20 protein-coding genes are annotated in these 24,653 nt (G+C 38.0%); 9 read left to right on the forward strand and 11 right to left on the reverse strand.

Features of this window, described 5'->3' with window-relative positions:
* The 4 genes from dnaA to ACPT8Q_RS00020 all read left to right on the forward strand — a co-directional run bounded on the left by dnaA (position 1) and on the right by ACPT8Q_RS00020 (position 9,017).
* Entirely contained in the window at positions 1-1,365 is a 1,365-nt protein-coding gene (dnaA, locus tag ACPT8Q_RS00005) for a chromosomal replication initiator protein DnaA (protein WP_050948653.1), read from the forward strand.
* A gap of 12 nt (positions 1,366-1,377) precedes the next feature.
* Positions 1,378-2,478, forward strand: a complete 1,101-nt coding sequence (gene dnaN, locus ACPT8Q_RS00010; RefSeq protein ID WP_425627524.1) for a DNA polymerase III subunit beta — start codon at positions 1,378-1,380, stop codon at positions 2,476-2,478.
* Between the two features lies 1 nt (position 2,479).
* On the forward strand, positions 2,480-3,559 hold the full coding sequence (gene recF / locus ACPT8Q_RS00015) for a DNA replication/repair protein RecF (RefSeq protein WP_050948655.1): 1,080 nt from the start codon (positions 2,480-2,482) through the stop codon (positions 3,557-3,559).
* Positions 3,560-3,800: 241 nt separating this feature from the next.
* On the forward strand, positions 3,801-9,017 hold the full coding sequence (locus ACPT8Q_RS00020) for a S6 family peptidase (RefSeq protein WP_061671267.1): 5,217 nt from the start codon (positions 3,801-3,803) through the stop codon (positions 9,015-9,017).
* Between the two features lie 113 nt (positions 9,018-9,130).
* On the opposite strand, the gene leuD is transcribed toward ACPT8Q_RS00020, so the two are convergent.
* The 4 genes from leuD to leuA all read right to left on the reverse strand — a co-directional run bounded on the left by leuD (position 9,131) and on the right by leuA (position 14,051).
* Entirely contained in the window at positions 9,131-9,733 is a 603-nt protein-coding gene (gene leuD, locus ACPT8Q_RS00025; protein WP_005669693.1) for a 3-isopropylmalate dehydratase small subunit, read from the reverse strand.
* Between the two features lie 24 nt (positions 9,734-9,757).
* Entirely contained in the window at positions 9,758-11,167 is a 1,410-nt protein-coding gene (gene leuC / locus ACPT8Q_RS00030) for a 3-isopropylmalate dehydratase large subunit (RefSeq protein WP_005647943.1), read from the reverse strand.
* 175 nt (positions 11,168-11,342) lie between these two features.
* Positions 11,343-12,422: a 3-isopropylmalate dehydrogenase gene (gene leuB, locus ACPT8Q_RS00035; RefSeq protein WP_061671268.1), complete on the reverse strand. Its 1,080-nt coding sequence runs from the start codon at positions 12,420-12,422 to the stop codon at positions 11,343-11,345.
* Positions 12,423-12,503: 81 nt separating this feature from the next.
* Complete coding sequence (leuA, locus tag ACPT8Q_RS00040) at positions 12,504-14,051, reverse strand: 2-isopropylmalate synthase (protein WP_050948658.1); 1,548 nt, start codon at positions 14,049-14,051, stop codon at positions 12,504-12,506.
* Positions 14,052-14,594: 543 nt separating this feature from the next.
* On the opposite strand from leuA, the gene dprA reads away from it, so the two are divergent.
* The 5 genes from dprA (at position 14,595) to smpB (ending at position 18,904) form a co-directional block, all read left to right on the forward strand.
* On the forward strand, positions 14,595-15,716 hold the full coding sequence (gene dprA, locus ACPT8Q_RS00045; RefSeq protein ID WP_050948659.1) for a DNA-processing protein DprA: 1,122 nt from the start codon (positions 14,595-14,597) through the stop codon (positions 15,714-15,716).
* 52 nt (positions 15,717-15,768) lie between these two features.
* Positions 15,769-16,545: a peroxide stress protein YaaA gene (gene yaaA / locus ACPT8Q_RS00050; RefSeq protein ID WP_050948660.1), complete on the forward strand. Its 777-nt coding sequence runs from the start codon at positions 15,769-15,771 to the stop codon at positions 16,543-16,545.
* Positions 16,538-17,119, forward strand: coding sequence for a hypothetical protein (locus ACPT8Q_RS00055; RefSeq protein WP_015701980.1), 582 nt, complete (start codon positions 16,538-16,540; stop codon positions 17,117-17,119). The genes yaaA and ACPT8Q_RS00055 overlap by 8 nt, the downstream gene beginning before the upstream one ends.
* Before the next feature lie 95 nt (positions 17,120-17,214).
* Positions 17,215-18,180, forward strand: a complete 966-nt coding sequence (gene pfkA / locus ACPT8Q_RS00060) for a 6-phosphofructokinase (protein ID WP_005651584.1) — start codon at positions 17,215-17,217, stop codon at positions 18,178-18,180.
* A 238-nt stretch (positions 18,181-18,418) separates the two neighbouring features.
* Positions 18,419-18,904, forward strand: a complete 486-nt coding sequence (smpB, locus tag ACPT8Q_RS00065) for an SsrA-binding protein SmpB (protein WP_005647965.1) — start codon at positions 18,419-18,421, stop codon at positions 18,902-18,904.
* A 94-nt stretch (positions 18,905-18,998) separates the two neighbouring features.
* Here the strand turns inward: smpB and fis are convergent, their stop codons facing one another.
* The 7 genes from fis to ACPT8Q_RS00100 form a co-directional block, all read right to left on the reverse strand.
* A complete protein-coding gene (gene fis / locus ACPT8Q_RS00070) occupies positions 18,999-19,298 on the reverse strand; it encodes a DNA-binding transcriptional regulator Fis (protein WP_005651583.1) in 300 nt (99 codons plus the stop codon).
* Entirely contained in the window at positions 19,292-20,272 is a 981-nt protein-coding gene (gene dusB / locus ACPT8Q_RS00075; RefSeq protein WP_050948661.1) for a tRNA dihydrouridine synthase DusB, read from the reverse strand. The genes fis and dusB overlap by 7 nt, the downstream gene beginning before the upstream one ends.
* 146 nt (positions 20,273-20,418) lie before the next feature.
* Positions 20,419-21,306, reverse strand: a complete 888-nt coding sequence (gene prmA / locus ACPT8Q_RS00080) for a 50S ribosomal protein L11 methyltransferase (RefSeq protein ID WP_050948662.1) — start codon at positions 21,304-21,306, stop codon at positions 20,419-20,421.
* Between the two features lie 41 nt (positions 21,307-21,347).
* The gene (fic, locus tag ACPT8Q_RS00085) at positions 21,348-21,893 is read right to left on the reverse strand and encodes a protein adenylyltransferase Fic (protein ID WP_014550986.1); all 546 of its coding nucleotides are present in this window, start codon (positions 21,891-21,893) and stop codon (positions 21,348-21,350) included.
* 32 nt (positions 21,894-21,925) lie between these two features.
* Positions 21,926-22,798 carry a DMT family transporter gene (locus ACPT8Q_RS00090; RefSeq protein WP_042611104.1) on the reverse strand — a complete coding sequence of 291 codons (873 nt, stop codon included), beginning with the start codon at positions 22,796-22,798 and terminating at the stop codon, positions 21,926-21,928.
* Between the two features lie 119 nt (positions 22,799-22,917).
* Entirely contained in the window at positions 22,918-24,372 is a 1,455-nt protein-coding gene (gene panF / locus ACPT8Q_RS00095; protein ID WP_050948663.1) for a sodium/pantothenate symporter, read from the reverse strand.
* Entirely contained in the window at positions 24,369-24,626 is a 258-nt protein-coding gene (locus tag ACPT8Q_RS00100) for a YhdT family protein (protein WP_011272322.1), read from the reverse strand. The genes panF and ACPT8Q_RS00100 overlap by 4 nt, the downstream gene beginning before the upstream one ends.
* Positions 24,627-24,653 lie beyond the last annotated feature (27 nt).

A 24,653-nucleotide genomic window follows, 5' to 3' on the forward strand; every position in this document is an offset into this window, starting at 1 on the left:
GTGAATCTCTCAAATCTTTGGCAAAGTTGCCTGTTACAACTTCAAGATCAAGTTTCAGCCAGCGATCTTAGCACTTGGCTTCGTCCTTTACAGGCTGATGTAGTATCGAATAACCACATTGTTTTATATGCTTCTAATATGTTTGTGAAAGGTTGGGTGGAAACTCATTATCTCGCACAAATCCAGCAAATTTGTCAAACACTTGCACAAAATCCTGAACTGCGTATTTCTTTAAAAGAAGGGGTCAAGCCTGCACCTAAAGTAGTAGAAAATACGCCAAATACATCACTTAGATCAGAAAGTGCGGTAGATTTTCAAACAGAATCTAGTACGCCAATAAAATTTGAATCTCATCTCAATACTAAACACTTATTTGATAACTTTGTTGAAGGTAAATCGAACCAACTCGCACGCGCAGTCGGTCAAAAACTTGCTCAAGCACCGGGCGAACCATCAGCCAATCCTTTCTTTTTATATGGCGGCACTGGTTTAGGGAAAACTCACTTGTTACACGCCATTGGCAACGGCATTTTAGCCAATAAACCGAATGCGCGAGTGCTTTATATTCACGCCAACAACTTTATGCAACATATGGTAAAAGCAGTGCGTGATAATAAAATGGATCAGTTCAAAAAATTCTATCGTTCTCTTGATGCGCTTTTAGTGGATGACATTCAATTTTTCGCTGAAAAAGAAAAAACCCAAGAAGAATTCTTCCATATATTCAATAACTTATTTGAAACGGGTCGCCAAATTATCTTAACCTCAGATCGTTACCCAAAAGAAATTGAAAAAATAGAAGAACGTTTAAAATCACGTTTTGGCTGGGGCTTAACAACAGCCATTGAGCCGCCCGATCTTGAAACGCGTGTAGCGATTTTATTGAAAAAGGCGGAAGAACATAATATGAACTTGCCAGAAGAAGTTGCTTTCTTCATTGCTCAACGCTTGCGTACCAACGTGCGTGAACTTGAGGGTGCATTAAATCGAGTAAAAGCAATGCGAGACTTCAAAGGTGGCGACATTGATATTGATTTCGTGCGTGATACCTTAAAAGATATTTTGGCTCTACAAGAACGCTTGGTTACCATTGAAAATATTCAAAAAGTGGTGGCTGAATATTATCGAATTAAGGTTTCAGATTTAAAATCAAAAAGTCGTGCGCGTTCAGTGACTCGCCCTCGCCAAATTGCAATGGCATTAGCAAAAGAATTAACAAACCGCAGTTTGCCTGAAATCGGTCGTGCATTTGACCGGGATCACACAACCGTATTAAACGCTTGCCGAGAAGTGCCAAAATTCCGCGAGCAAGATAATAGCATTCAAGAAGATTGGGCGAATTTAATCCGCACTTTGTCTGCATAAAAGGAGAACGCAATGCAATTTAGCATTTCAAGAGAAAATTTATTAAAACCGTTGCAACAAGTATGTGGCGTATTGAGTAATCGCCCAAATATTCCTGTATTAAACAACGTATTGTTGCAAATTGAAGACAATCGTCTGACTATCACAGGTACAGATTTAGAAGTCGAATTATCGAGTCAAACTCAGCTTTCATCGTCTTCTGAAAATGGCACTTTTACCATTCCAGCAAAAAAATTCTTAGATATTTGCCGCACTTTATCTGATGATTCAGAAATCACGGTGACTTTTGAAGAAGAACGTGCATTAGTGCAATCGGGGCGTAGTCGTTTTACACTAACCACTCAACCTGCCGAAGAATATCCAAACCTCACAGATTGGCAGTCTGAAGTGGATTTTCAACTACCACAAAATACCTTACGCCGTTTAATTGAATCCACTCAATTTTCTATGGCAAACCAAGATGCACGCTATTTCTTAAATGGTATGAAATTTGAAACAGAAGGCAATTTATTGCGAACTGTAGCAACAGACGGTCATAGACTTGCGGTGTGTACTATCTCACTTGAACAAGAATTACAAAATCATTCTGTGATTTTACCTCGTAAAGGCGTATTAGAGCTGGTTCGTTTATTAGAAACAAACGATGAACCAGCACGTTTACAAATTGGCACGAACAATTTACGTGTCCATTTAAAAAACACGGTATTTACATCAAAATTAATTGATGGTCGCTTTCCTGACTATCGCCGAGTATTGCCTCGTAATGCCACAAAAATTGTCGAAGGCAGTTGGGAAATGCTGAAACAGGCTTTTATTCGTGCGTCCATTTTATCTAATGAACGCGCGCGCAGCGTGCGTTTAAGCTTAAAGGAAAACCAGCTTAAAATTACTGCCTCAAACACAGAACACGAAGAAGCAGAAGAAATTGTCGATGTCAATTACAATGGCGAAGAATTAGAAGTGGGCTTTAATGTCACCTATATTCTTGATGTGCTGAATGCACTTAAATGTAATCAAGTGCGAATGCGCTTAACTGATGCGTTCTCCAGTTGCTTAATTGAAAACTGTGAAGACAGCAGCAGCGAATACGTCATTATGCCAATGCGTTTATAATATGGCGATTTCTCGTTTACTGGTCGAAAAATTTCGTAACTTAACAGCAGTGGATCTTGATTTTGATCCCTGCTTTAACTTTTTAATCGGCAACAACGGCAGCGGAAAAACCAGCTTATTAGAAGCTATTTTTTATCTTGGTCACGGACGTTCATTTAAAAGTGCGGTCACAAACCGCATCATTTCTTACGACGAACCGCACTTTACCCTATTTGGGCAAATCCAAGAAAGCCAACATCAATGGTCTGTCGGCTTACAAAAACTGCGTCAAGGCAACACCTTAGTAAAAATTAACGGCGAAGATGGCAATAAAATTTCCGATCTTGCCCATCTTTTACCAATGCAATTAATCACGCCAGAGGGCTTAACCTTACTCAACGGCGGGCCAAGTTATCGCCGCGCGTTTTTAGATTGGGGATTATTCCATCACCAAACAAGTTTCTATTCCGCTTGGAGCAATCTCAATCGATTACTTAAACAACGAAATGCCGCCCTTGCACAAAATCAGCCTTACTCTGCCATAAAAATTTGGGACGTTGAACTTGCCAAATTTGCCCACCAAGTAAGTCAATGGCGTGCCGAATATGCAGAAGCACTCCGCCCTGAAATTGAACAAACTTGCCAACTTTTTCTGCCTGAATTAGAAATTAATGTCAGCTTTCATCAAGGGTGGGAAAAAAATACTGATTATTATGAAATTCTTCAACAAAATTTTGAACGAGATCGTTCCTTAAATTACACCTTTTCTGGCCCTCAAAAAGCGGATTTTCGTTTCAAAGCACAAGGATTGCCTGTTGAAGATGTGCTTTCTCGTGGACAGCTTAAACTTTTAATGTGTGTATTAAGACTAGCGCAGGGCGAGCATTTAATGAAAGAAAAGCAACGCCATTGTATTTTTTTAATCGATGATTTTGCCTCCGAATTAGATCAATACAAACGTGCCTTGTTGGCAGAACGATTACAACAAAGCGGTTCGCAAGTATTTGTTACCGCCATCACTCAAAGACAACTAAAAGAAATGCAAGTGGAAAACAAAAAAATGTTTTCTGTCCATAATGGCATCATTAACGCCTTAAATTAACCAAAAGTGCGGTAAAAAATACGCCAATTTTTTAAAAAATATCAAAAATCATTATCATTACCTAATAAATGTAATTCAAGTTTTGAGCGATTTATGCTATAAAACCCACTCATTATAAAAATGAAGACAACTTGCAAACTATCAACGCAACACAGTCAAGACTTGAATCAACTTGTAGCCGTATATCAAATTGTGTCCTATCAAATCTACTTTTTAAACTTAATTAATAAGGACAGCTTCTATGCTAAATAAAAAATTCAAACTCAATTTTATTGCGCTTACTGTCGCCTACGCATTAACCCCTTATACAGAAGCTGCGTTAGTGAGAGACGATGTGGATTATCAAATATTTCGTGATTTTGCAGAAAATAAAGGGAAGTTTTCTGTTGGTGCAACAAATGTGGAAGTGAGAGATAAAAATAACCACTCTTTAGGTAATGTTTTACCTAATGGAATTCCGATGATTGATTTTAGTGTGGTGGATGTAAATAAACGTATTGGTACATTAGTGGATCCGCAATATATTGTAAGCGTAAAACACGCACACAAACATATAAATGACTTTTATTTTGGGCATTATAACGGACACCGTGATGTTTCTGATGATGAAAATAAATATAGTGTGGTCACACAAAATAATGTTAAACCAAATGAAGACTGGCACGTAGATAAGCGATTAGATGACTATAACATGCCTCGTTTAAATAAATTTGTGACCGAGGTTGCACCAACTACGCCTACATTAGCAGGAGATGGTTTAGAAACCTATACAAATAAAGAAAAATATCCGTCCTTTGTGCGAGTAGGTGCTGGTCGCCAATTAGTATATGAAAAAGGAAGCCGCCATGTAGAAGATAAAGAACATGGAGTAGATTTAAAAGATCTTTCAGCTGCATATAATTATGCTATCGGTGGTACACCTTATGAAGGGATTAATATTGATCCTTCCCAAAGTAAAAAAGGACTTATAGGTTTTGGAGATAGCCGTGAAAATCACGTTATTGATGCTAAAACTTTGCTTTCTCAAGACCCACTTACCAACTACGGCGTATTAGGCGATAGTGGCTCGCCTTTATTTGCTTTTGATAAACAACAAAACAAATGGGTTTTTATCGGGCCTTATACTTATTGGGCTGGCTATGGTAAAAAATCTTGGCAAGAATGGAATATTTATAAAAAAGATTTTGCTGATAATATAAAAAAACGAGATAACGCTAAACCTGTGCTTTTCTCTAACAAAGAATATCGTTGGACAAAAACTACAAATCATCAAAGTGAAATAAAAAACAGTGATCATACAATTACTGTAACACTCCCCTCAGATCCAAATCGACTTGTTAATTATCAGAAAAAAGAAAACGAGAATACTGGACAAAATGTAATTTTTGAAGGAAATGGTAATTCTCAAAACACACTTGTTTTAGAAAATAATATCAATCAAGGTGCTGGCGGTTTATTCTTTAAAGGAAACTATGAAGTTAAAGGAAAAACGGACAATATTACTTGGGTAGGCGGCGGAATTTCTGTTGAAGAGGGAAAAACTGTAACGTGGAAAATACATAATCCTGAAAAAGATCATTTAGCCAAGATAGGGAAAGGAACATTAATTGTTGAGGGCAAAGGGAATAATAAAGGTTCGCTAAAAGTGGGCGATGGTACTGTCGTTTTAAAACAACAAATAACTAAAGGAGAACACGCTTTTGCTTCTGTAGGAATTGTAAGTGGTCGCTCAACTGTTGTACTTAATGATGATAAACAAGTAGATCCTAATTCAATTTACTTTGGTTTTAGAGGCGGTCGATTAGATGCCAATGGCAATAATCTCACTTTTGAACATATCCGTAATATTGATGATGGTGCAAGAGTAGTTAATCATAATATGACTAATGCCTCAAATATAACGATTACTGGGACAGGACTAATTACAGATCCAAAGAAAATTACTTCATATGATATAGAATCACCAGATGAAGATTATCCTTATTCCTTTCGACGGATTAAAGATGGATACCAACTCTATTTAAATGTGGAAAACTACACTTATTATGCGTTAAGAAAAGGTGCTAAAGCTAATTTACAACTTCCTTACAATGATAAAGAAAGCAATGAAACTTGGCTATATATGGGTAAAAACAAAGAAGAAGCCCAAAAGAAAACGATGGAATACATCAATAATAGCCGTATGAATGGCTTTAACGGTTATTTTGGCGAGGAAGACGGTAAAAATAACGGTAATCTAAATGTGACTTTTAAAGGCAAAACCGATCAAAATCGCTTTTTATTAACAGGCGGAACAAACCTTAACGGTGAATTAAAAGTTGAAAAAGGCACCTTATTCCTTTCTGGCAGACCAACACCGCACGCAAGAGATATTGCAGGTATTTCTTCGACAAATAAAGATCCTCACTTTTCTGAAAATAATGAAGTAGTGGTAGAAGACGACTGGATTAACCGCAATTTTAAAGCAACAAATATTAATGTAACCAATAACGCCACCCTTTATTCAGGACGCAATGTTGCAAATATTACTTCAAATATCACAGCTTCTAATAATGCACAAGTGCATATTGGCTATAAAACAGGCGATACCGTTTGTGTACGTTCTGACTATACAGGCTATGTGACTTGTACTACTGACAAGTTATCCGATAAAGCCCTTAATAGCTTTAACGCCACCAATGTATCTGGCAATGTAAATTTATCAGGTAATGCAAACTTTGTCTTAGGTAAAGCTAACTTATTCGGCACAATTCAAAGCATTGGAACTAGCCAAGTTAATTTAAAAGAAAATAGCCATTGGCATTTAACAGGCGATAGCAGTGTTAATCAGTTAAATTTAACCAATGGGCATATTCATTTAAATAATGTCTCAGATGCAACAACAGCAACAAAATACCACACGCTCAATATTAGCAATTTATCAGGTAACGGTTCTTTCTATTATTTAACTGATCTTGCCAATAAACAAGGCGACAAAGTTGTTGTAACACAATCCGCCACAGGTAACTTTACATTGCAAGTAGCAAATAAAACAGGCGAGCCAAATCATAATGAACTCACGCTTTTTGATGCGTCAAAAGCTCAAAGAGATCATTTGAATGTGTCATTAGTTGGGAATACCGTTGATTTAGGTGCTTGGAAATATAAATTACGCGAAAACAATGGACGTTACGATTTGTATAATCCAGAGGTAGAAAGAAGAAATCTAACTGTCGATACGACAAATATCACAGCACCTAATAATATGCAAGCTGATGCACCTAGCGTATCAAGTAACAATGAAGAAATAGCCCGTGTTGAAGCACCAGTTCCACCACCAGCACCACCTGCACCTGCTACTGGATCAACAATGGCAAACGAGCAACCAGAAACTCCTCCTGTAGAAACCGATCAACCAGCGATGGAAGAGACAAATACTGCTAACTCAACGGAAACTGCTCCAAAATCTGATACCACAACACCAACTGAAAATCTAAATTCAGAAAGTGTTCCATCAGAGACAACTGAAAAAGTGGCTGAAAATAGTCAGCAAGAAAGTGCATCAGTAGAGAAAAACGATCAAAAAGCAACCGAGACAACAGCTCAAAATGGAAAAGTTGCAGAAGAAGCTAAACCAACTGTAGAAGCTATCACTCAAACGACTGAAACTGCTCGTCAGTCTGAAATAAATTCTACTGAAGAAACAGCAGTGGAAGATGATCTGACACGCAGTGAACCAAAGAACAGACATAGAAGAAGTATTAGCTCGTCTTCTAATAATATAAATCCAGCAGGAACAGAGGATACTGCTAAAGTAGAAAAAGAGAAAACTCAAGAAGTCCCTAAAGTGACTTCTCAAGCGTCTCCAAAACAAGAAGAACCAGAAATGGCTAAACAGCAAGAACAGCCTAAAACTGTTCAATCGCAAGCAGAGCCAGAAACTACCACACAGCAAGCAGAGCCTGCTCGTGAAAATGTTTCGACTGTTAATAATGTAAAAGAAGCTCAACCGCAAGCAAAACCTACAACTGTTGCTGCGAAAGAGACAACTGCATCAAACAGTGAACAGAAAGAAACTGCTCAACCTGTAGCTAATCCAAAAACAGCTGAAAATAAAGCAGAAAATCCTCAATCAACAGAAACGACAGATGAAAATATTCATCAGCCTGAAGCCCACACTGCTGTTGCTTCAACAGAAGTTGTTACACCTGAAAATGCTACAACACCTATTAAACCTGTTGAGAATAAAACTACAGAAGCTGAACAACCTGTGACAGAAAGCACAACAGTAAACACTGGAAACTCTGTAGTGGAAAATCCAGAGAATACAACACCTGCTACAACTCAATCTACGGTTAATTCAGAGGCAGTTCAATCAGAAACAGCGACAACAAAAGCTGTTGTTAGCCAGTCTAAAGTGACTTCTACTCAAGAAACGACAGTGGATAATTCAGTATCTACTCCAGAACCACGAAGCAGAAGAACTCGTAGATCAGTGCAGACAAATAGTTACGAGCCAGTGGAACTACCTACTGAAAATGCGGAGAATGCGGAGAATGTGCAATCGGGAAATAATGTGGCTAATTCACAACCAGCATTACGCAATCTCACAAGTACAAACACAAATGCGGTAATTTCTGATGCAATGGCAAAAGCACAATTTGTTGCATTAAATGTGGGGAAAGCAGTTTCTCAACATATTAGCCAGTTAGAAATGAATAACGAGGGGCAATATAACGTTTGGGTATCTAATACTTCAATGAACGAAAATTATTCCTCAAGTCAATATCGTCGTTTTAGTTCTAAAAGTACGCAAACTCAACTTGGTTGGGATCAAACAATCTCAAACAATGTTCAGTTAGGTGGCGTGTTTACTTATGTTCGCAATAGTAACAACTTTGATAAGGCAAGCAGTAAAAATACTCTAGCACAAGTTAATTTCTATTCTAAATATTATGCGGATAATCATTGGTATTTGGGCATTGATTTAGGCTACGGCAAGTTCCAAAGCAACCTACAAACCAATAATAATGCGAAATTTGCTCGCCATACTGCACAATTTGGTTTAACCGCAGGCAAAGCATTTAATCTTGGCAATTTTGCTGTTAAACCAACTGTAGGAGTTCGTTATAGTTACTTATCAAACGCTAATTTTGCATTAGCTAAAGATCGCATTAAAGTAAATCCAATATCTGTCAAAACAGCCTTTGCTCAAGTTGATTTAAGTTATACTTATCACTTAGGCGAGTTTTCCATTACGCCAATTTTGTCTGCTCGATATGATGCAAATCAAGGCAATGGCAAAATTAATGTAAGTGTATATGATTTTGCTTACAATGTGGAAAACCAACAGCAATATAACGCAGGACTTAAATTGAAATATCATAATGTGAAATTAAGTCTAATCGGTGGATTAACAAAAGCAAAACAAGCGGAAAAACAAAAAACAGCGGAAGTGAAACTAAGTTTTAGTTTTTAATAAGCCTGTTTGAATTAGCGTTATAGACGACAAAGCCCTGTGTATTACAGGGCTTTATTTTTGAATGAAATTCAGTGATTAAGTGCGGTGAAAAATCAGCTCATTTTTTATTTTTAACGTAAAAACGCTGGAATATTTTTTTCGTATGCTGAGATTTTGTCTTCGTGCTGCAGGGTTAAGCCGATATTGTCCAATCCGTTTAACAAACAATGACGGCGGAATTCATCCAGTTCAAAGTGATAAACTTTATCCCCTACAGTGACCGTCATCGCTTCTAAATCTACGTGGATTTGTTTGCCATCATTTGCCCATACCCATTGAAAGATTTCTTCTACTTCTTCTTCGCTTAAACGAATCGGTAACATATGATTATTTAAGCTGTTGTTATAGAAAATATCTGCAAAACTTGGGGCGATCATTACTTTAAAGCCGTAGTCTGCTAATGCCCAAGGGGCGTGTTCACGAGAAGAACCACAACCAAGATTTTTACGTGCGAGCAAAATCGTCGCACCTTGATATTGTGGATAATTTAAGACAAATTCTGGATTTGGCTTGGTGCCGTCCACATCAAGATAACGCCATTCGTGGAATAAATGTTTGCCGAAACCTACGCGAGTGATGGCTTGTAAAAATTGTTTTGGAATAATTGCATCAGTATCTACATTCGCCGCATCCAATGGAACGACTAAACCCGAAAGTTGTTTAAATCCTGCCATTTTTCTTTTTCCTCTTATTGAGCCTTAATTTAATGCCACTTCACGAATATCAACAAATTTACCGAACATTCCTGCCGCCGCTGCCATTGCAGGACTTACTAAATGGGTACGTCCATTACGACCTTGACGCCCCTCAAAGTTACGGTTTGACGTTGAAGCACAGCGTTCCCATTCGCCTAAACGGTCGTCGTTCATTCCTAAGCACATTGAACAACCTGGATTACGCCATTCTGCACCTGCGGCAATAAAGATTTTATCCAAGCCCTCTTTTTCCGCTTGTTCTTTCACTAAGCCAGAACCTGGTACTACTAAAATACGTTTTACATTATCCGCTTTTTTACGACCTTTCATTACAGCCGCTGCTGCGCGTAAATCTTCAATACGTGAGTTGGTGCAAGATCCAATAAACACTTGATCAACTTTAACCTCTTTTAAATTAGTGCCAGCTTCCAAACCAATATAATGTAAGGCTTTTTCTGCCGAAGCACGTTGTACAGGATCTTCCATTTCTTGCGGATTTGGTATGGTTTCATTCACAGAAATTACCTGCCCTGGGTTTGTCCCCCAAGTGACTTGTGGTGCGATGTCTTTTGCTTCTAGCGTTACCACAGTGTCAAATTGTGCATCATCGTCAGATTTTAAGGTTTTCCAATAAACAACGGCATCATCCCAATCCTTGCCTTTAGGTGCGTGTGGACGATCTTTCAAATATGCAAATGTGGTTTCATCTGGTGCAATCAAGCCTGCTTTCGCGCCCATTTCAATTGCCATATTACAGACGGTCATACGACCCTCCATAGAAAGGTCTCGGATCGCTTCGCCACAAAATTCCACAACGTGTCCTGTTCCGCCTGCCATCGTGGTTTTACCGATAATGGCAAGAATAATATCTTTTGCCGTAATACCTGATGCGACTTTACCACGCACTTCAATTTTCATACTTTTTGCGCGAGCCTGTTTTAAAGTTTGGGTGGCTAATACGTGTTCTACTTCAGAAGTACCAATACCAAAAGCCAAGGCACCAAATGCACCGTGCGTTGCGGTGTGTGAATCGCCACAAACAATTGTCATACCCGGTAAAGTTAAGCCTTGTTCAGGCCCCATAACGTGTACAATGCCTTGCTCTTTGGTTGTTATATCAAATAATTTAATGCCTGTTGCTTTGGTATTTTTATCCAGTTCTAACACTTGAATTTTAGCCTGACCTTCAAGTTTATTGACATCTCGTACTTGAGTAGAAATGCTGTGATCCATTGTGCCAAAAGTTTTGTTTACTTGACGTACTTGGCGATTTGCGACGCGTAACCCATCAAAGGCCTGCGGGCTGGTTACTTCGTGAATCAAATGACGGTTGATATACAAAATCGGCGTTTCGCCCTCTGCTTCATACACAATGTGTGAATCAAATAATTTTTCGTAAAGTGTTTTTGCCATAATATTTTTCTCTATTCGTTAAGGGAAGTGCGGTTAAAATTCGACGTGTTTTTCAACCGCACTTTAAATACTTTGTCCCCCTGTTTATTGGGGATATTTCTAAATAACTAAGGGTGGGAAATTGCCCCCTTCCGCCCTTCGGGCACCTTCCCCCGTAAACGGAGGAAGGCAAGTATTAAATAATTGCTTGTGTAATCAATTTACCCATTTCTGCAGTAGAAACTGGTGTGGAATCATCGGCTAAATCGGCGGTGCGATGACCACTTGCCAAGACTTTTTGAACCGCACTTTCAATGGCATCGGCTGCTTCGTTTAAGTTGAAGCTATAACGCAACATCATTGCTGCAGAAAGAATTTGTGCGATTGGGTTGGCAATGCCTTTGCCTGCAATATCAGGGGCAGAACCGCCAGCAGGCTCGTATAAACCAAAACCCTCTTCATTTAAGCTGGCAGATGGCAACATTCCCATAGAACCTGTGATCATCGCTGCTTCGTCAGAAATAATATCGCCGAAAATGTTAGAGCAAAGTAAAACATCAAAAGATTCTGGTGCTTTGATTAATTGCATTGTGGCGTTATCGATATAGATATGCTCTAAAGTCACTTCAGGATATTCTTTTGCCATTTCTGTCACAGTTTCACGCCATAAAATGGAAGACTGTAATACGTTCGCTTTATCCACAGAAGTGACTTTTTTATTGCGTTTCATTGCTGCCTCAAAAGCCGCACGTGCAATGCGTTCGATTTCATATTTGTAATACACTTCTGTGTCGAATGCTTTGGTTTGTACGCCTTCGCCTTCACGGCCTTTAGGCTGACCGAAATAAATTCCGCCCGTTAATTCACGCACCACCACCATATCAAAGCCTTTTGCGGCAATATCTGCACGTAATGGACAGAATTTTTCCAAGCCTTTATAAAGGGTTGCAGGGCGAAGATTACAGAATAATTTGAAATGTTTACGCAAAGGCAATAATGCACCACGTTCTGGCTGTTGATCTGGCGGTAAATTTGTCCATTTAGGGCCACCTACAGAACCAAATAAAATGGCATCCGCTTCATCACAGCCTTTTAAGCTTTCGGCTGGTAATGGGCAACCGCAATAATCAATGGCAGCACCACCCACAAAAAACTCGTTAAAGTTAAGTTTAAAACCAAATTTTTCTTGGGCTTTGTTTAATACCTTAATCGCTTCCGCCATTACTTCAGGGCCGATACCATCACCTGCTAATACTGCTACATTGTATGATTGCATATTATTTTTCCTATTTTTTACTGCAAAAGTGCGGTAGTTTTTTTCGTATTTTTCCCCTCTTAAAAAGAGGAACTTGATAAATTAATGATGTTTATGATTCTTAATATCTGCCACTTTATGCGCACGATAAATCGCATTGATGGCGTGGACTAAAGCAAGTGCGGAAGATTCAACAATATCTGTTGCTAAACCAACACCGTGGAATTTACGCCCTTTGTGTTCCACCACAATATCCACTTGCCCTAATGCTTCTGCACCCTCGCCTTTGGCAGTTAAGTTATAGTGAGACATTTTGATTTCTAAGCCTGTTAAATTTAAGATGGCGTTATAAACCGCATCTACTGGGCCGTTACCACCAATTGACGAAGTGCTTAATTTTTCGCCATCTAATTTCAATTGAACAAAGGCTGTGGCTGGATATTCTTTGGTTGAATGCGCAGAAAGTTTATCTAATACCAAACGATCTTCATCCCCTTGTTGCATATCGATAAACGCCAAGGCTTCCAAATCATAATCGAACACTTGACCTTTTTTATCCGCCAATTTTAAGAACGCGTCATACAATTTATCCAAATCATAATCTTGTTCGTTATACCCCATATCCGTCATATGACCTTTCACAGCCGCACGACCAGAACGTGCAGTTAAATTCAATTTTTCTTTTTTCAAGCCAATGGTTTCTGGAGACATAATTTCGTAGGTATTTTTGTTTTTCAACATACCATCTTGATGGATACCAGAAGAATGGGCAAAAGCATTTGAACCCACAATGGCTTTATTCGGTTGAATCGGCATATTGCAAAGTTGGCTAACCATTTGGCTGACACGATGAATTTCTTGGGTATTAATACGAGTATCCACGCCCATAAAATCCTGACGAACTTTCATTGCCATGACTACTTCTTCAAGGGAAGTATTGCCCGCACGTTCCCCAATTCCATTAATGGTACATTCAATTTGACGCGCACCATTTTGTACAGCCGTTAAAGAATTAGCGGTTGCCATACCTAAGTCATTATGGCAATGCACAGAAATCACAGCTTTGTCGATATTCGGCACGCGATTACGCACTTGAGCAATAATATTGCCGTATTCATTTGGTAAGCAAAAACCAACGGTATCTGGAATGTTTACTGTAGTCGCACCTGTATTGATTGCGGCTTCAACAATACGACAGATATTATCAATGCCCGTACGCCCCGCATCTTCGCAAGAGAACTCAACATCATCCGTATAATTACGCGCGCGTTTCACTGCTGCAACTGCCATTCCTACCACATCATCAAAAGAACGTTTTAATTTCGCTTCAACGTGTAATGCGGAACTTGCAATAAACGTATGAATACGAAATGCTTCAGCGACTTTCAATGCTTGGTATGCGGCATCAATGTCTTTATCTACGGCTCGAGATAACGCGGCAACACGGGCGTTTTTAATATGGCGTGCAATGGTTTGAACAGATTCAAAATCCCCTTGAGAAGAAACGGGAAACCCCACTTCCATTACATCCACGCCTAAGCGTTCAAGTGCTAAAGCGATCTGTAATTTTTCTTTTACCGTCAAACTTGCTTTTAACGCCTGTTCCCCATCACGCAAGGTGGTATCAAAAATAATAACGCGATCTGTCATAACAATATCCTTACTAAAAGTTCCTCTAAAATCACTCCAAAAGTGCGGTGCGTTTTTCCTGTATTTTTTAGACAAAAAACCCGCGACTTATAAAGTGCGGGTTTAAAATTGGGTATTTACATCTGACTGTTTTTTATACACAACTTAGCCGCACGCAAAATGTGAGAGCTGCAGGTTAGAGATAAAGAAACAATACGAGACATAAATAAAAATCCTTCTGTGTAAAACGTTTTCCATATTACGAATAAAAAACTGGCTGTCAAACTATTTTTTTGGCATTTTATATTAAAAATAAACCTACTTACACTTCATAAAATATACATTTAACTAATAAATTTAATAAAATTAGCATATTTAACCAACACCATCTTAATCAACAAATTTTTCTTATTGGATTTTTTATATTTTCAAAATAAGAAAAATTTTGCAATTTTTTATTCATTAAAAAGAATTTTTGCGATCTACATCGCAAAATGCTTTTAAATTAATCGTTTCTCTCCCTCGTTTTTTCCATACTAGATTTTCAAATAAAAAGGAAAAAATATGAATGACATTACCTACACATTACTCCGTTTAATGCAAGTGCCTAAACTTGGCGGCGTTGGCATTGATAAAATTTTGTCCAATATTACCTTAAATGAATTACTTAATTATGATGATATTGCTTTCCGACAAATGGGATGGGGAGCCATTCAAATTCGCCGTTGGTTCAAACCTGAAGCAAAATTTATTGAGCCAGCACTCGCGTGGTCACAAAAAGAGGGAAATCATTTAGTAAATTATTTTTCCCCTTTTTATCCCTTTTTATTGAAACAAACCGCAAACTTTCCGCCACTATTATTTGTAAAAGGAAATTTAACCGCACTTTCACAACGCCAAATGGCAATGGTTGGGAGCCGTTATTGCACGACTTATGGAGAATATTGGGCAAAACATTTTGCGACAGAACTTTCATTAGCTGGCTTTACGATTACCAGTGGACTTGCATTAGGAATTGATGGACATTGCCATCAAGCTGTCGTTAATATTCAAGGGCAAACTATTGCGGTCTTAGGCAGTGGATTAGAACAAATCTATCCCTCTAAACATCAAAGATTATCGGCACAAATCATCGAAAATAATGGCGCATTAGTCTCTGAATTTTTACCAAACCAAGCACCTATTGCTGCTAATTTTCCACGCCGTAATCGGATTATTAGTGGGCTTTCAGTCGGCACGCTTGTTGTTGAAGCCACCGAAAAAAGTGGATCACTTATTACAGCACGGTATGCGTTGGAACAAAACCGAGAGGTTTTTGCTGTGCCAGGCAATATTCAAAATGAATCAAGTCAAGGTTGTCATCGCCTAATTAAACAAGGCGCAATGTTGGTAGAAAATGCAAAGGACATTTTGGAAACGCTCTACCAACATTCTATCCACAGCCAAACTGAAATTGATTTTGACCAGATCGCCGTGCCTAATTACACGCCACCACCCGATCCTCGCCGATTAGTAGAAGCACCAAGCCACCCGAAACTTTACTCGCGTATTGGCTATACTCCTGTGAGCATTGATGATTTAGCTGAAGAATTTAATTTAAGTGTCGATGTTTTACTTGTTCAATTGCTCGATCTTGAGCTACAAGATCTTATCATAAGTGAAAATGGCTTATATAAACGCGTTTAACGTAAATTTTTATGCTAAGATACGCCCATTCTTTTTTCATAAAAGGACGATTATGTTAGCAATTATCTCCCCTGCCAAAACCCTTGATTTTGAAAGTGCGGTAAAAAATTTTCCTGTTTCTCAACCGCACTTTACTGATTACAGCGAACAACTTATTGAGGTTTGTCGTAAACTTTCTCCGCAAGATCTTTCATCATTAATGTCTATCAGCGATAAGTTGGCAGGTTTAAATGCCGCACGCTTTGCAGAATGGACAAAAATTCACAATGAAGACAATTCCCGCCCTGCACTCTTTGCATTTAAAGGCGATGTTTATACGGGTTTAGATGCTGATTCCCTTTCGGAAGATGATGTCATTTTTGCACAATCCCATTTACGTATGCTTTCTGGTCTTTATGGGCTTTTAAAACCACTTGATTTAATGCAACCTTACCGATTAGAAATGGGCACAAAATTAGCCAATCCGAAAGGAAAAGATCTGTATGCCTTTTGGGGAAATGTGATCACCCAAGCGGTTCAACAAGCTATAGATGAACAAGGCGATAATGTTCTGATAAATTTAGCCTCTGATGAATATTATAAATCTGTTAAAGAAAGCCAAATTAACGCTAAAATTATTAAGCCAGTTTTCTTAGATAATAAAAATGGCAAATATAAAGTAATTAGTTTTTATGCGAAAAAAGCTCGAGGCTTAATGTGTCGCTATATTATTCAACATCATTTAACTGAAATTGAACAGTTAAAAGAATTTGATTTAGGTGGTTATTGGTTTGATTCAGCATCCTCCACTGAAACTGAATTTGTCTTTAAGCGAGATATTAATGAATAAAATTTTTGTTATTTTGACCGCACTTATACTTTCAGGCTGTGCAACTAAGCTGACGCAATTAAATGTGCCTACGCAGTTAGAATATAATGGAAAACATTATGTACTTACTGGCAGCCAAGATTTCGAAACCATTGCACGCTATGTGTATATTGCTAAACCAGATACGCTGGAAAATTGGCAATCTGAAATTGAAATTCTCTTTGATCGCAATCAATCCGAACGTTCTATTAAAGAACGTATTGCATTAAGAGAACGCATTTATCGCAATACAGGCGTAAAAGATTTCCATTTCGATGCTATTCCAAAAAATTCGACCAATCCAAATGAATTAAATGGATATGTTATCTATTCGCCAACGAAAGAAAATCCATCTTGGCAAGTCAATGTGATGAAAGGACGACAATTGTCCCAATGTGGCTTTGTGCAATTTCAATATTCGCAGAAAATACAGCAACCAACGCGTTCTAAACATTTATCTGTCAATAAAGTACAACGACATTTGCAAAAATACATTGTGGATATAGAAAGAAAGCATTTACAAAATTTGAAATGGCAACTGTTTTGTGAAAAATAATGTAGATCAAAATCTCGTCAAATTTTGCTAGAGCAGATTCTTTGAATAATGTAATCTTATGCCCATTTTCAATTATGCTTAAAAGTAGGTAAATTATGATTAAAAAAATTGCAGTTTTAACAAGTGGTGGCGATGCGCCTGGTATGAATGCCGCAATTCGTGGCGTAGTACGTTCTGCACTTGCAGAAGGCTTAGAAGTATTTGGTATCTATGACGGTTATCAAGGTTTATACAATAATAAAATCAAACAATTAAATCGCTATAGCGTATCTGATGTGATTAATCGTGGCGGTACTTTTTTAGGTTCTGCACGTTTTCCTGAATTTAAAGATCCTAATATTCGGGCAAAATGTGCGGAAATTTTACGTTCTCACGGCATTGACGCACTTGTGGTTATCGGTGGTGACGGTTCTTATATGGGGGCAAAATTATTAACCGAAGAACACAGTTTCCCTTGTGTTGGCTTACCCGGTACTATTGATAATGATGTGGCAGGTACTGACTATACCATCGGTTATCAAACCGCATTACAAACTGCAGTGGATGCAATCGACCGTTTACGTGATACATCAAGCTCACACCAACGTATTTCTATCGTTGAAATTATGGGTCGCCACTGTAGTGACTTAACCATTTCTGCGGGCATTGCTGGCGGTTGTGAATATATCGTCGCATCAGAAATTGAATTTAATCGCGAAGAATTAATTCAACAAATTGAACGTAGCATTATTCGCGGTAAACGCCACGCTATTATTGCTATCACTGAACTTTTAACTGATGTTCGTTCTTTGGCAAAAGAAATTGAAGCTCGCGTAGGTCACGAAACTCGCGCAACCGTTTTAGGGCATATTCAACGTGGTGGTTCTCCTTGTGCTTTTGACCGTATTCTTGCCTCACGTATGGGCGCATACGCAGTAGATTTATTGCTACAAGGCAAAGGCGGCTATTGCGTAGGTATCCAAAATGAACAACTCGTTCATCACGATATTATTGATGCCATTAATAATATGCAGCGTGTATTTAAGGCTGATTGGCTTAAAGTGGCAAAACGTTTGGAATAATCCTTTATTCACTATATAAATCACTAACACTTAATTCATCTTTTTATCTTTCTCAAACAGACACAACAATGTGTCTGTTTTTTCTTAAAAAGTGCGGTCAGTTTTTCTCTTATTTTCTACAAATCATTTATTTTTAAAGATTGAAAATAAATGCGACTGCCAGTTCTACCTAGATGATCTTTTTGCTATCAAAATAGAGATCCGATAAAATGCCTCAGGCAAAATAAGGGATAAAATTATGACAAAGAAAAAAGTAAAACCCAATTCAAATACTATCGCACTGAATAAACGTGCAAGACACGATTATTTTATTGAAGATGAAATTGAAGCAGGTCTTGAATTACAAGGCTGGGAAGTCAAATCTATGCGCGCAGGCAAGGCAAATATTAGTGATAGTTATGTTATTTTTAAAAATGGCGAAGCCTTTTTATTCGGCGCAAGCATTCAGCCATTAAATGTTGCATCAACGCATATTGTTTGTGATCCAACTCGCACTCGTAAGTTATTGTTAAATAAACGCGAATTAGCATCCCTATTTGGCAAAGCAAACCGAGACGGTTTTACCATAGTTGCACTTTCTCTTTACTGGAAAAGTGCGTGGGCAAAAGTCAAAATTGGTTTAGCCAAAGGTAAAAAACAACAGGATAAACGTGATGATATTAAAGAACGTGAATGGAAAGTAACAAAAGATCGCATTATGAAAAATGCACATCGAAGATCTTAAATTGTAATAATAAATTAGCCCCAAATTACTTGGGGCTAATTTTTAAAATAGAATGAAAAACATTCAATCTTTTTGTTAATAAAAGAATATCGCCTTATCCCATACCGTATTTTTTTAATTTTTTACGTAATGTACCACGGTTGATACCAAGCATATTTGCTGCACGGGTTTGATTACCACGAGTATATTGCATAATCATATCTAACATAGGGTGTTCAACTTCCGCTAATACTAGCTCGTAAAGATCATTCACATCTTGACCATCTAATTGTGCTAAATAATTACGCAACGCTTGTTTGACTGAATCGCGTAATGGTTTGCTGGTCACTTGTGATTGCGCATTTAATACTGATACCGTTAAGGCATCGGCAGAATTACGTTGTTGTTCTAACATTTTTCTTTATCCAAAATTAAATTGAAAAAATCTTCCAATACAATCAGCTGCTCTTTAGGATCACTAATTGCATTAAAAGTCTGTTTAAAAACGGAATCAGGTTGAATTCCCTGTAAATACCAAGCTACGTGTTTACGCGCAATGCGATAGCCTTTTTGTTCGCCATAGAATTGATGTAATTCTTGAATATGACGCAAAATCTGACCGCACTTTTCTTTTAAACTTGGCATTTGACTTATCGAGTTATGCTCAATTAGGTTTTCTACCGCTTGAAATAACCAAGGGTTACCTAAGGCAGCACGACCGATCATAATGGCATCCGCTCCAGTATAATCAAGAACGAATTTTGCTTTCCGAGCAGAATCAATATCGCCATTAGCTATAACTGGTATAGCAATCGCTTGTTTAACAGCTTTAATGTTGTCATATTCCGCTTCGCCTTCAAAAAGACAAGCTCTTGTACGACCATGCACCGTTAATGCTTGTATGCCACATTGTTCTGCAATTTTGCCGATTTGAACGCAGTTTCGATTAGATTTATCCCAGCCTGTACGAATTTTTAAGGTCACTGGCACATTGACGGCGGACACTACTTCTCGCAAGATTTTTTCCACCAAATCTGGAAATTGCAACAACGCAGAGCCTGTGAGTTTGCGATTTACTTTTTTGGCAGGACATCCCATATTAATGTCAATGATTTGAGCGCCATATTCCACGTTAATAGCAGCGGCTTGCGCCATCTCGAGTGGATCACTACCTGCAATTTGCACCGCATTGAGACCTAAATCTTCGCTATGTGCCAAACGCAATTTGGATTTTTCGGTATGCCAAACTTGCGGATTTGTGGACATCATTTCTGAAAATGTAAGCCCCGCACCATAATATGCACAAAGACGGCGGAAAGGCTGGTCGGTAATACCTGCCATTGGTGCAAGTAAAACACGATTTTTTAATTGGTATGAACCGATTCGCATTTTACGTTCCTTTCCTAGCAAGCCTAAATCTAATTTATATCGAACTGCTCGACAACCAACAAGGCTGGCTATAATACGCATTTTGCCTTACTTTGCAAAGTGAAATTTGTTTAAAAAATACACTTTTTTTGATTGACAAAAAGAAATTAAAGCGTTTTTAGATTACCCGTAATTCGGCACCATTCTTCTCTTACCGCGACGGGCTCTAACGCAAATGTTTGCGTATAAGCATCACAGACAGATTGAGCTTGAGTTTCTAAAATACCTGATAAACCAAGATTGCCATTCGGTTTAACAAGTTGGCTAATGATTGGGTAAAGTTCTTTGAGTGGGCCAGCAAGAATATTTGCCACCACGACATCAGCTTTTAAATCAGAGGGTTTTTCATCAGATAAGAACAGTTGTAGGCGATCTGCTACACCATTTTGCTCGGCATTATTACGACTGGCTAGAATTGCTTGTGGATCGATATCAATTCCCACCGCACTTTTCGCACCAAGTTTTAATGCTGCAATGGCTAAAATACCTGAACCACAGCCAAAATCAATGACGCTTTTATCTTTTAAATCAAGGCCATCTAGCCATTCTAAACATAGTGCGGTTGTAGGATGAGTGCCTGTACCAAATGCTAAACCTGGGTCAAGCATAACATTGACGGTATTTTTATCAGGCACATCACGCCAACTTGGACAAATCCATAAACGCTTACCAAATTGCATTGGGTGGAAGTTATCCATCCACTCACGCTCCCAGTCTTTATCTTCTATTTGTTCAATTTTGTATGCCGTATTGCTATCTAAGTGTTTTGCTTCTTTTAATAAGCGGACAATTTCTGCCATATCTGTTTCTGCATCAAATAGCGCAATAACATCGGTATTACCCCATAAACGCGTTTCGCCCGGCAAAGGCTCAAAAATCGGTGTATCTTGACTATCCATAAAAGTTACAGAGACGGAGCCGATTTCTTCTAAAAAATCACTCATTTGTTCTGCTTTTTCATTGGTGCTATTTAGGCGAATTTGAATCCAAGCCATTTGTTTTTTCCTTTCAAAAATTTGCGGATTTTCACCGCACTTTATTCTTTCTCATAACCTTCGTAATAATAAGATTGCTCAATACCTTTAAAAATAATTTCTCGGTTATTTACATCATCTGTTAAATTTGCTTGTAATAAAAAACGAATTTCTAAATCGTTAATTGGGCTACGCTCCATTGCTTGTAAGTATTGAGTTTTATCCACATTTTGCCAATTAACAACTTTACCTAAATTTTTCTTTAAAACTAAATCTAACCAAATGCGAGTTGAACGACCATTACCTTCTAAAAAAGGGTGCGCAATATTCATTTCTACATATTTATTAATAATATTTTCAAAAGTATCTTCTGGCATTTGCTCTATTTTTCCTAATGCTTCTTTTAAATAAAGTGCATTAGCAAAACGAAAATGACCTTTTGAAATATTTTGTTCACGAATTTTACCAGCAAATTCATAAAGACCATTAAATAGGTAATGATGAATTTGTTGCAGACTTTTTGTTGAACCAATTTCAATTTGATGAATATCACCGCTTTCAAATAAACGGTAGGCATTTTCTAAACTTTGTTGATCAATTTTTTTCACAATAATGATAAATCCAAAATTTGGGGGGCATATTATACCGATTTTTTTAAAAGTTTCGGTAGTAAAGTCGAGCCAAGTGTGGCTAACATAATAATTGTTATGCCAAGTACGGCTGAAAATGACAGCGTTTCGCCAAGTAATGATACGGCAAATAAGATTCCGAATAATGGTTCAAGTGCGACTAAAACACCGGAGATATTGGCATCCACACTATTAAGGCCTTTATTCCATAACCAATAGGCAAGCCAGCTACAGCCAATGGCAAGATATAATAAACCTGCAATACCAGTAGAATTTAATGATATTTGCCAGTTTTCTGTGAGTAATAGCGTAAATGGCAATGTTGTGATGGTGCCAAGAACAATGCTGACGGAGGTATAAGCCTGCGTTGAGACTTTGGCTACAACTCGCTGTGTCCAACGTAATACGGCAGCGAAAATGATCCCAGCACTTAGTACTAATAAACAGCCGAATAAACTGATGTTATCAATGCCTTCATTATTTTTTCCGCCATTAATTAAAATTGCCACGCCAATAAATGCCATTGCACCGAATAGCCAGTGAAACCATTTTGCTTTGTCTTTAAAGAAGAAATGCCCGACAAATACAACGAGTAGCGGTTCTAGCCCAATCATGGTGACTGCACTGGAGGCTGATGTATATTTTAGTCCGATGAATTGCAATAAAAATACGGCGGTATAGTTAAAGAATGCCAACCACCAAAGCTGTTTACGCATTGGTTTATCAATTTTTTTCCAACGACGTAAAAAGAGTGGCATGACAATAATCATTGCAATAATTAACCGCACTTGCACAACAAGCACAGGATCCATCATCGAATAAGTGAGCTTACCGACGATTAATGAACTGCTCCAAATAAGTAGCGCAAGAATTTGATAGAGCATTGATGTATCCCTGTGAATTGTTCCAATTCTATGTTTTAGCGTAGAAATTGCTGAAAGTGAGAAAATTAAATATCACCTTCCTCTCATTTAGAAGAAGGTGACAGCATATTGATTAATACTTAAAGTGCGGTAACTTTTAATTGAGTTTTTTCAATACGACGTTCGCCCAATTTATTACCCACTAAAAAGGCAATTAATCCAAATACTAATGACGGCACGATTTGATGGAAGTTAAATAATTTTATGCCAAGTTGAGTGAGCAAGATATAACTCCCCAAGCCGATAATCATTGAGCTTAACGCACCATAAGCATTTGCTTTATCCCAATAAATACCCAGTACAATTACCCATAAAAATGCGGCTTCCAGTCCGCCAAAGGCAAATAGGTTTAACCAAATAATCATATCTGGTGGATTGAGTGCTGCAAAGATTAAAAGTGCGGTCAAAATCAGCGTAATAATTGATGAAAAATAGCTCACTTTTTTCTCATTTTTTGCGGCCTCTGGTTTCGCAGAAAGGTATAAATCTTTTACAAAAATAGAAGAAGATTGAATAAGTTGCGCATCAATTGTGGACATAATTGCGGACATCGGTGCAGCTAAAAAAATCCCCGCAACAATAGGCGGTAATACTTTTAACATTAAAGTTGGAATTACTTGATCCGATACCGTTAAATTTGGAATAACCGCTCTGCCAAGCGCGCCAGCTAAATGCATACCTAACATAATTATAGAAAGTACAATGGTTCCAATCAGCATGCCGCGATGTAAGGCTTTACTGTCTTTAAATGCCATACATCGAACTGCGGTATGTGGAAGACCAACCACCCCGAAACAAACGAGTATCCAGAAAGAAGCCATAAATTGAAAATCTAACATTCCATTTGGCCCGTAAGGCGTGACTAAGTCAGGATCAATTTCAGTCAATTTATTGACCGCACTTTCTACACCACCGAGGGCATAAATCGTGCCAATAAGGAGGATTATAGTCCCAAAAATCATAACGGTGCCTTGAATGGTATCCGTCAGTACGACAGCACGGAAGCCCCCGATAAAAGTATAGATTCCCACCGTTAAAGCAAATAAAAGTAATGCTTGAGTATAAGAAATGCCGATGGTTGTTTCTAATAAGCGCGCCCCACCAATAAATTGCACGGTCATAGCCGCAAAAAATGCGAGAAGAAGAGCAAGGCTTGATAACCAGACTAAATATTTGTTTTTATAGCGATAAAAGAAAAGATCATTAATGGTTAAAGCATTGGTTTCTCTTGATAAGAGTGCGAATTTTTTACCCAACGCACCTAATGCTAACCATACAGCAGGGACTTGAATCATCGCAAGTAATACCCAGCCTAAGCCGTATTTATAAGCAGCCCCTGGCCCTCCTACAAAAGAACTTGCACTGGCATAAGTAGAGGCTGTGGTCATTGCAAGTACAAACCCCGTCATTGAGCGATTTCCTACATAATATTCTGTTAAAAAATCGCCTTTTGTACGTTTTACATAGGCAAAAATTGCCGCACCAAAAACAAAAGTGAGATAAATAATTAAGGGAAGAATAATACCTAGATTCATTTCTGACTCTCCTGATCGTTAATTTCAAGAGAAATATCCTGAAAAATAATTTTGATAATCCAATAACCAATCACGATGAATAAAATAGGTAAGTAAATACAGGAAAGTTCAAACCAGAGAGGGAAACCAATCGGCCCTTGGGTTTCTTTGGGTAAATAAGCACATAAGCACCAACCTATCACATATAAAATAGATAGGCCTAATGCCCAACTGGCTTCTTTACCAGCTTGTTGATAACGTTGTTTTAATGTCATATTTCTTCCTTAAAATTTTTTATAAGT

It is taken from the genome of Haemophilus sp. HN_Hi10, from assembly GCF_049821985.1.
In the GTDB taxonomy this organism is placed as follows: Bacteria; Pseudomonadota; Gammaproteobacteria; order Enterobacterales; family Pasteurellaceae; genus Haemophilus; species Haemophilus influenzae_D.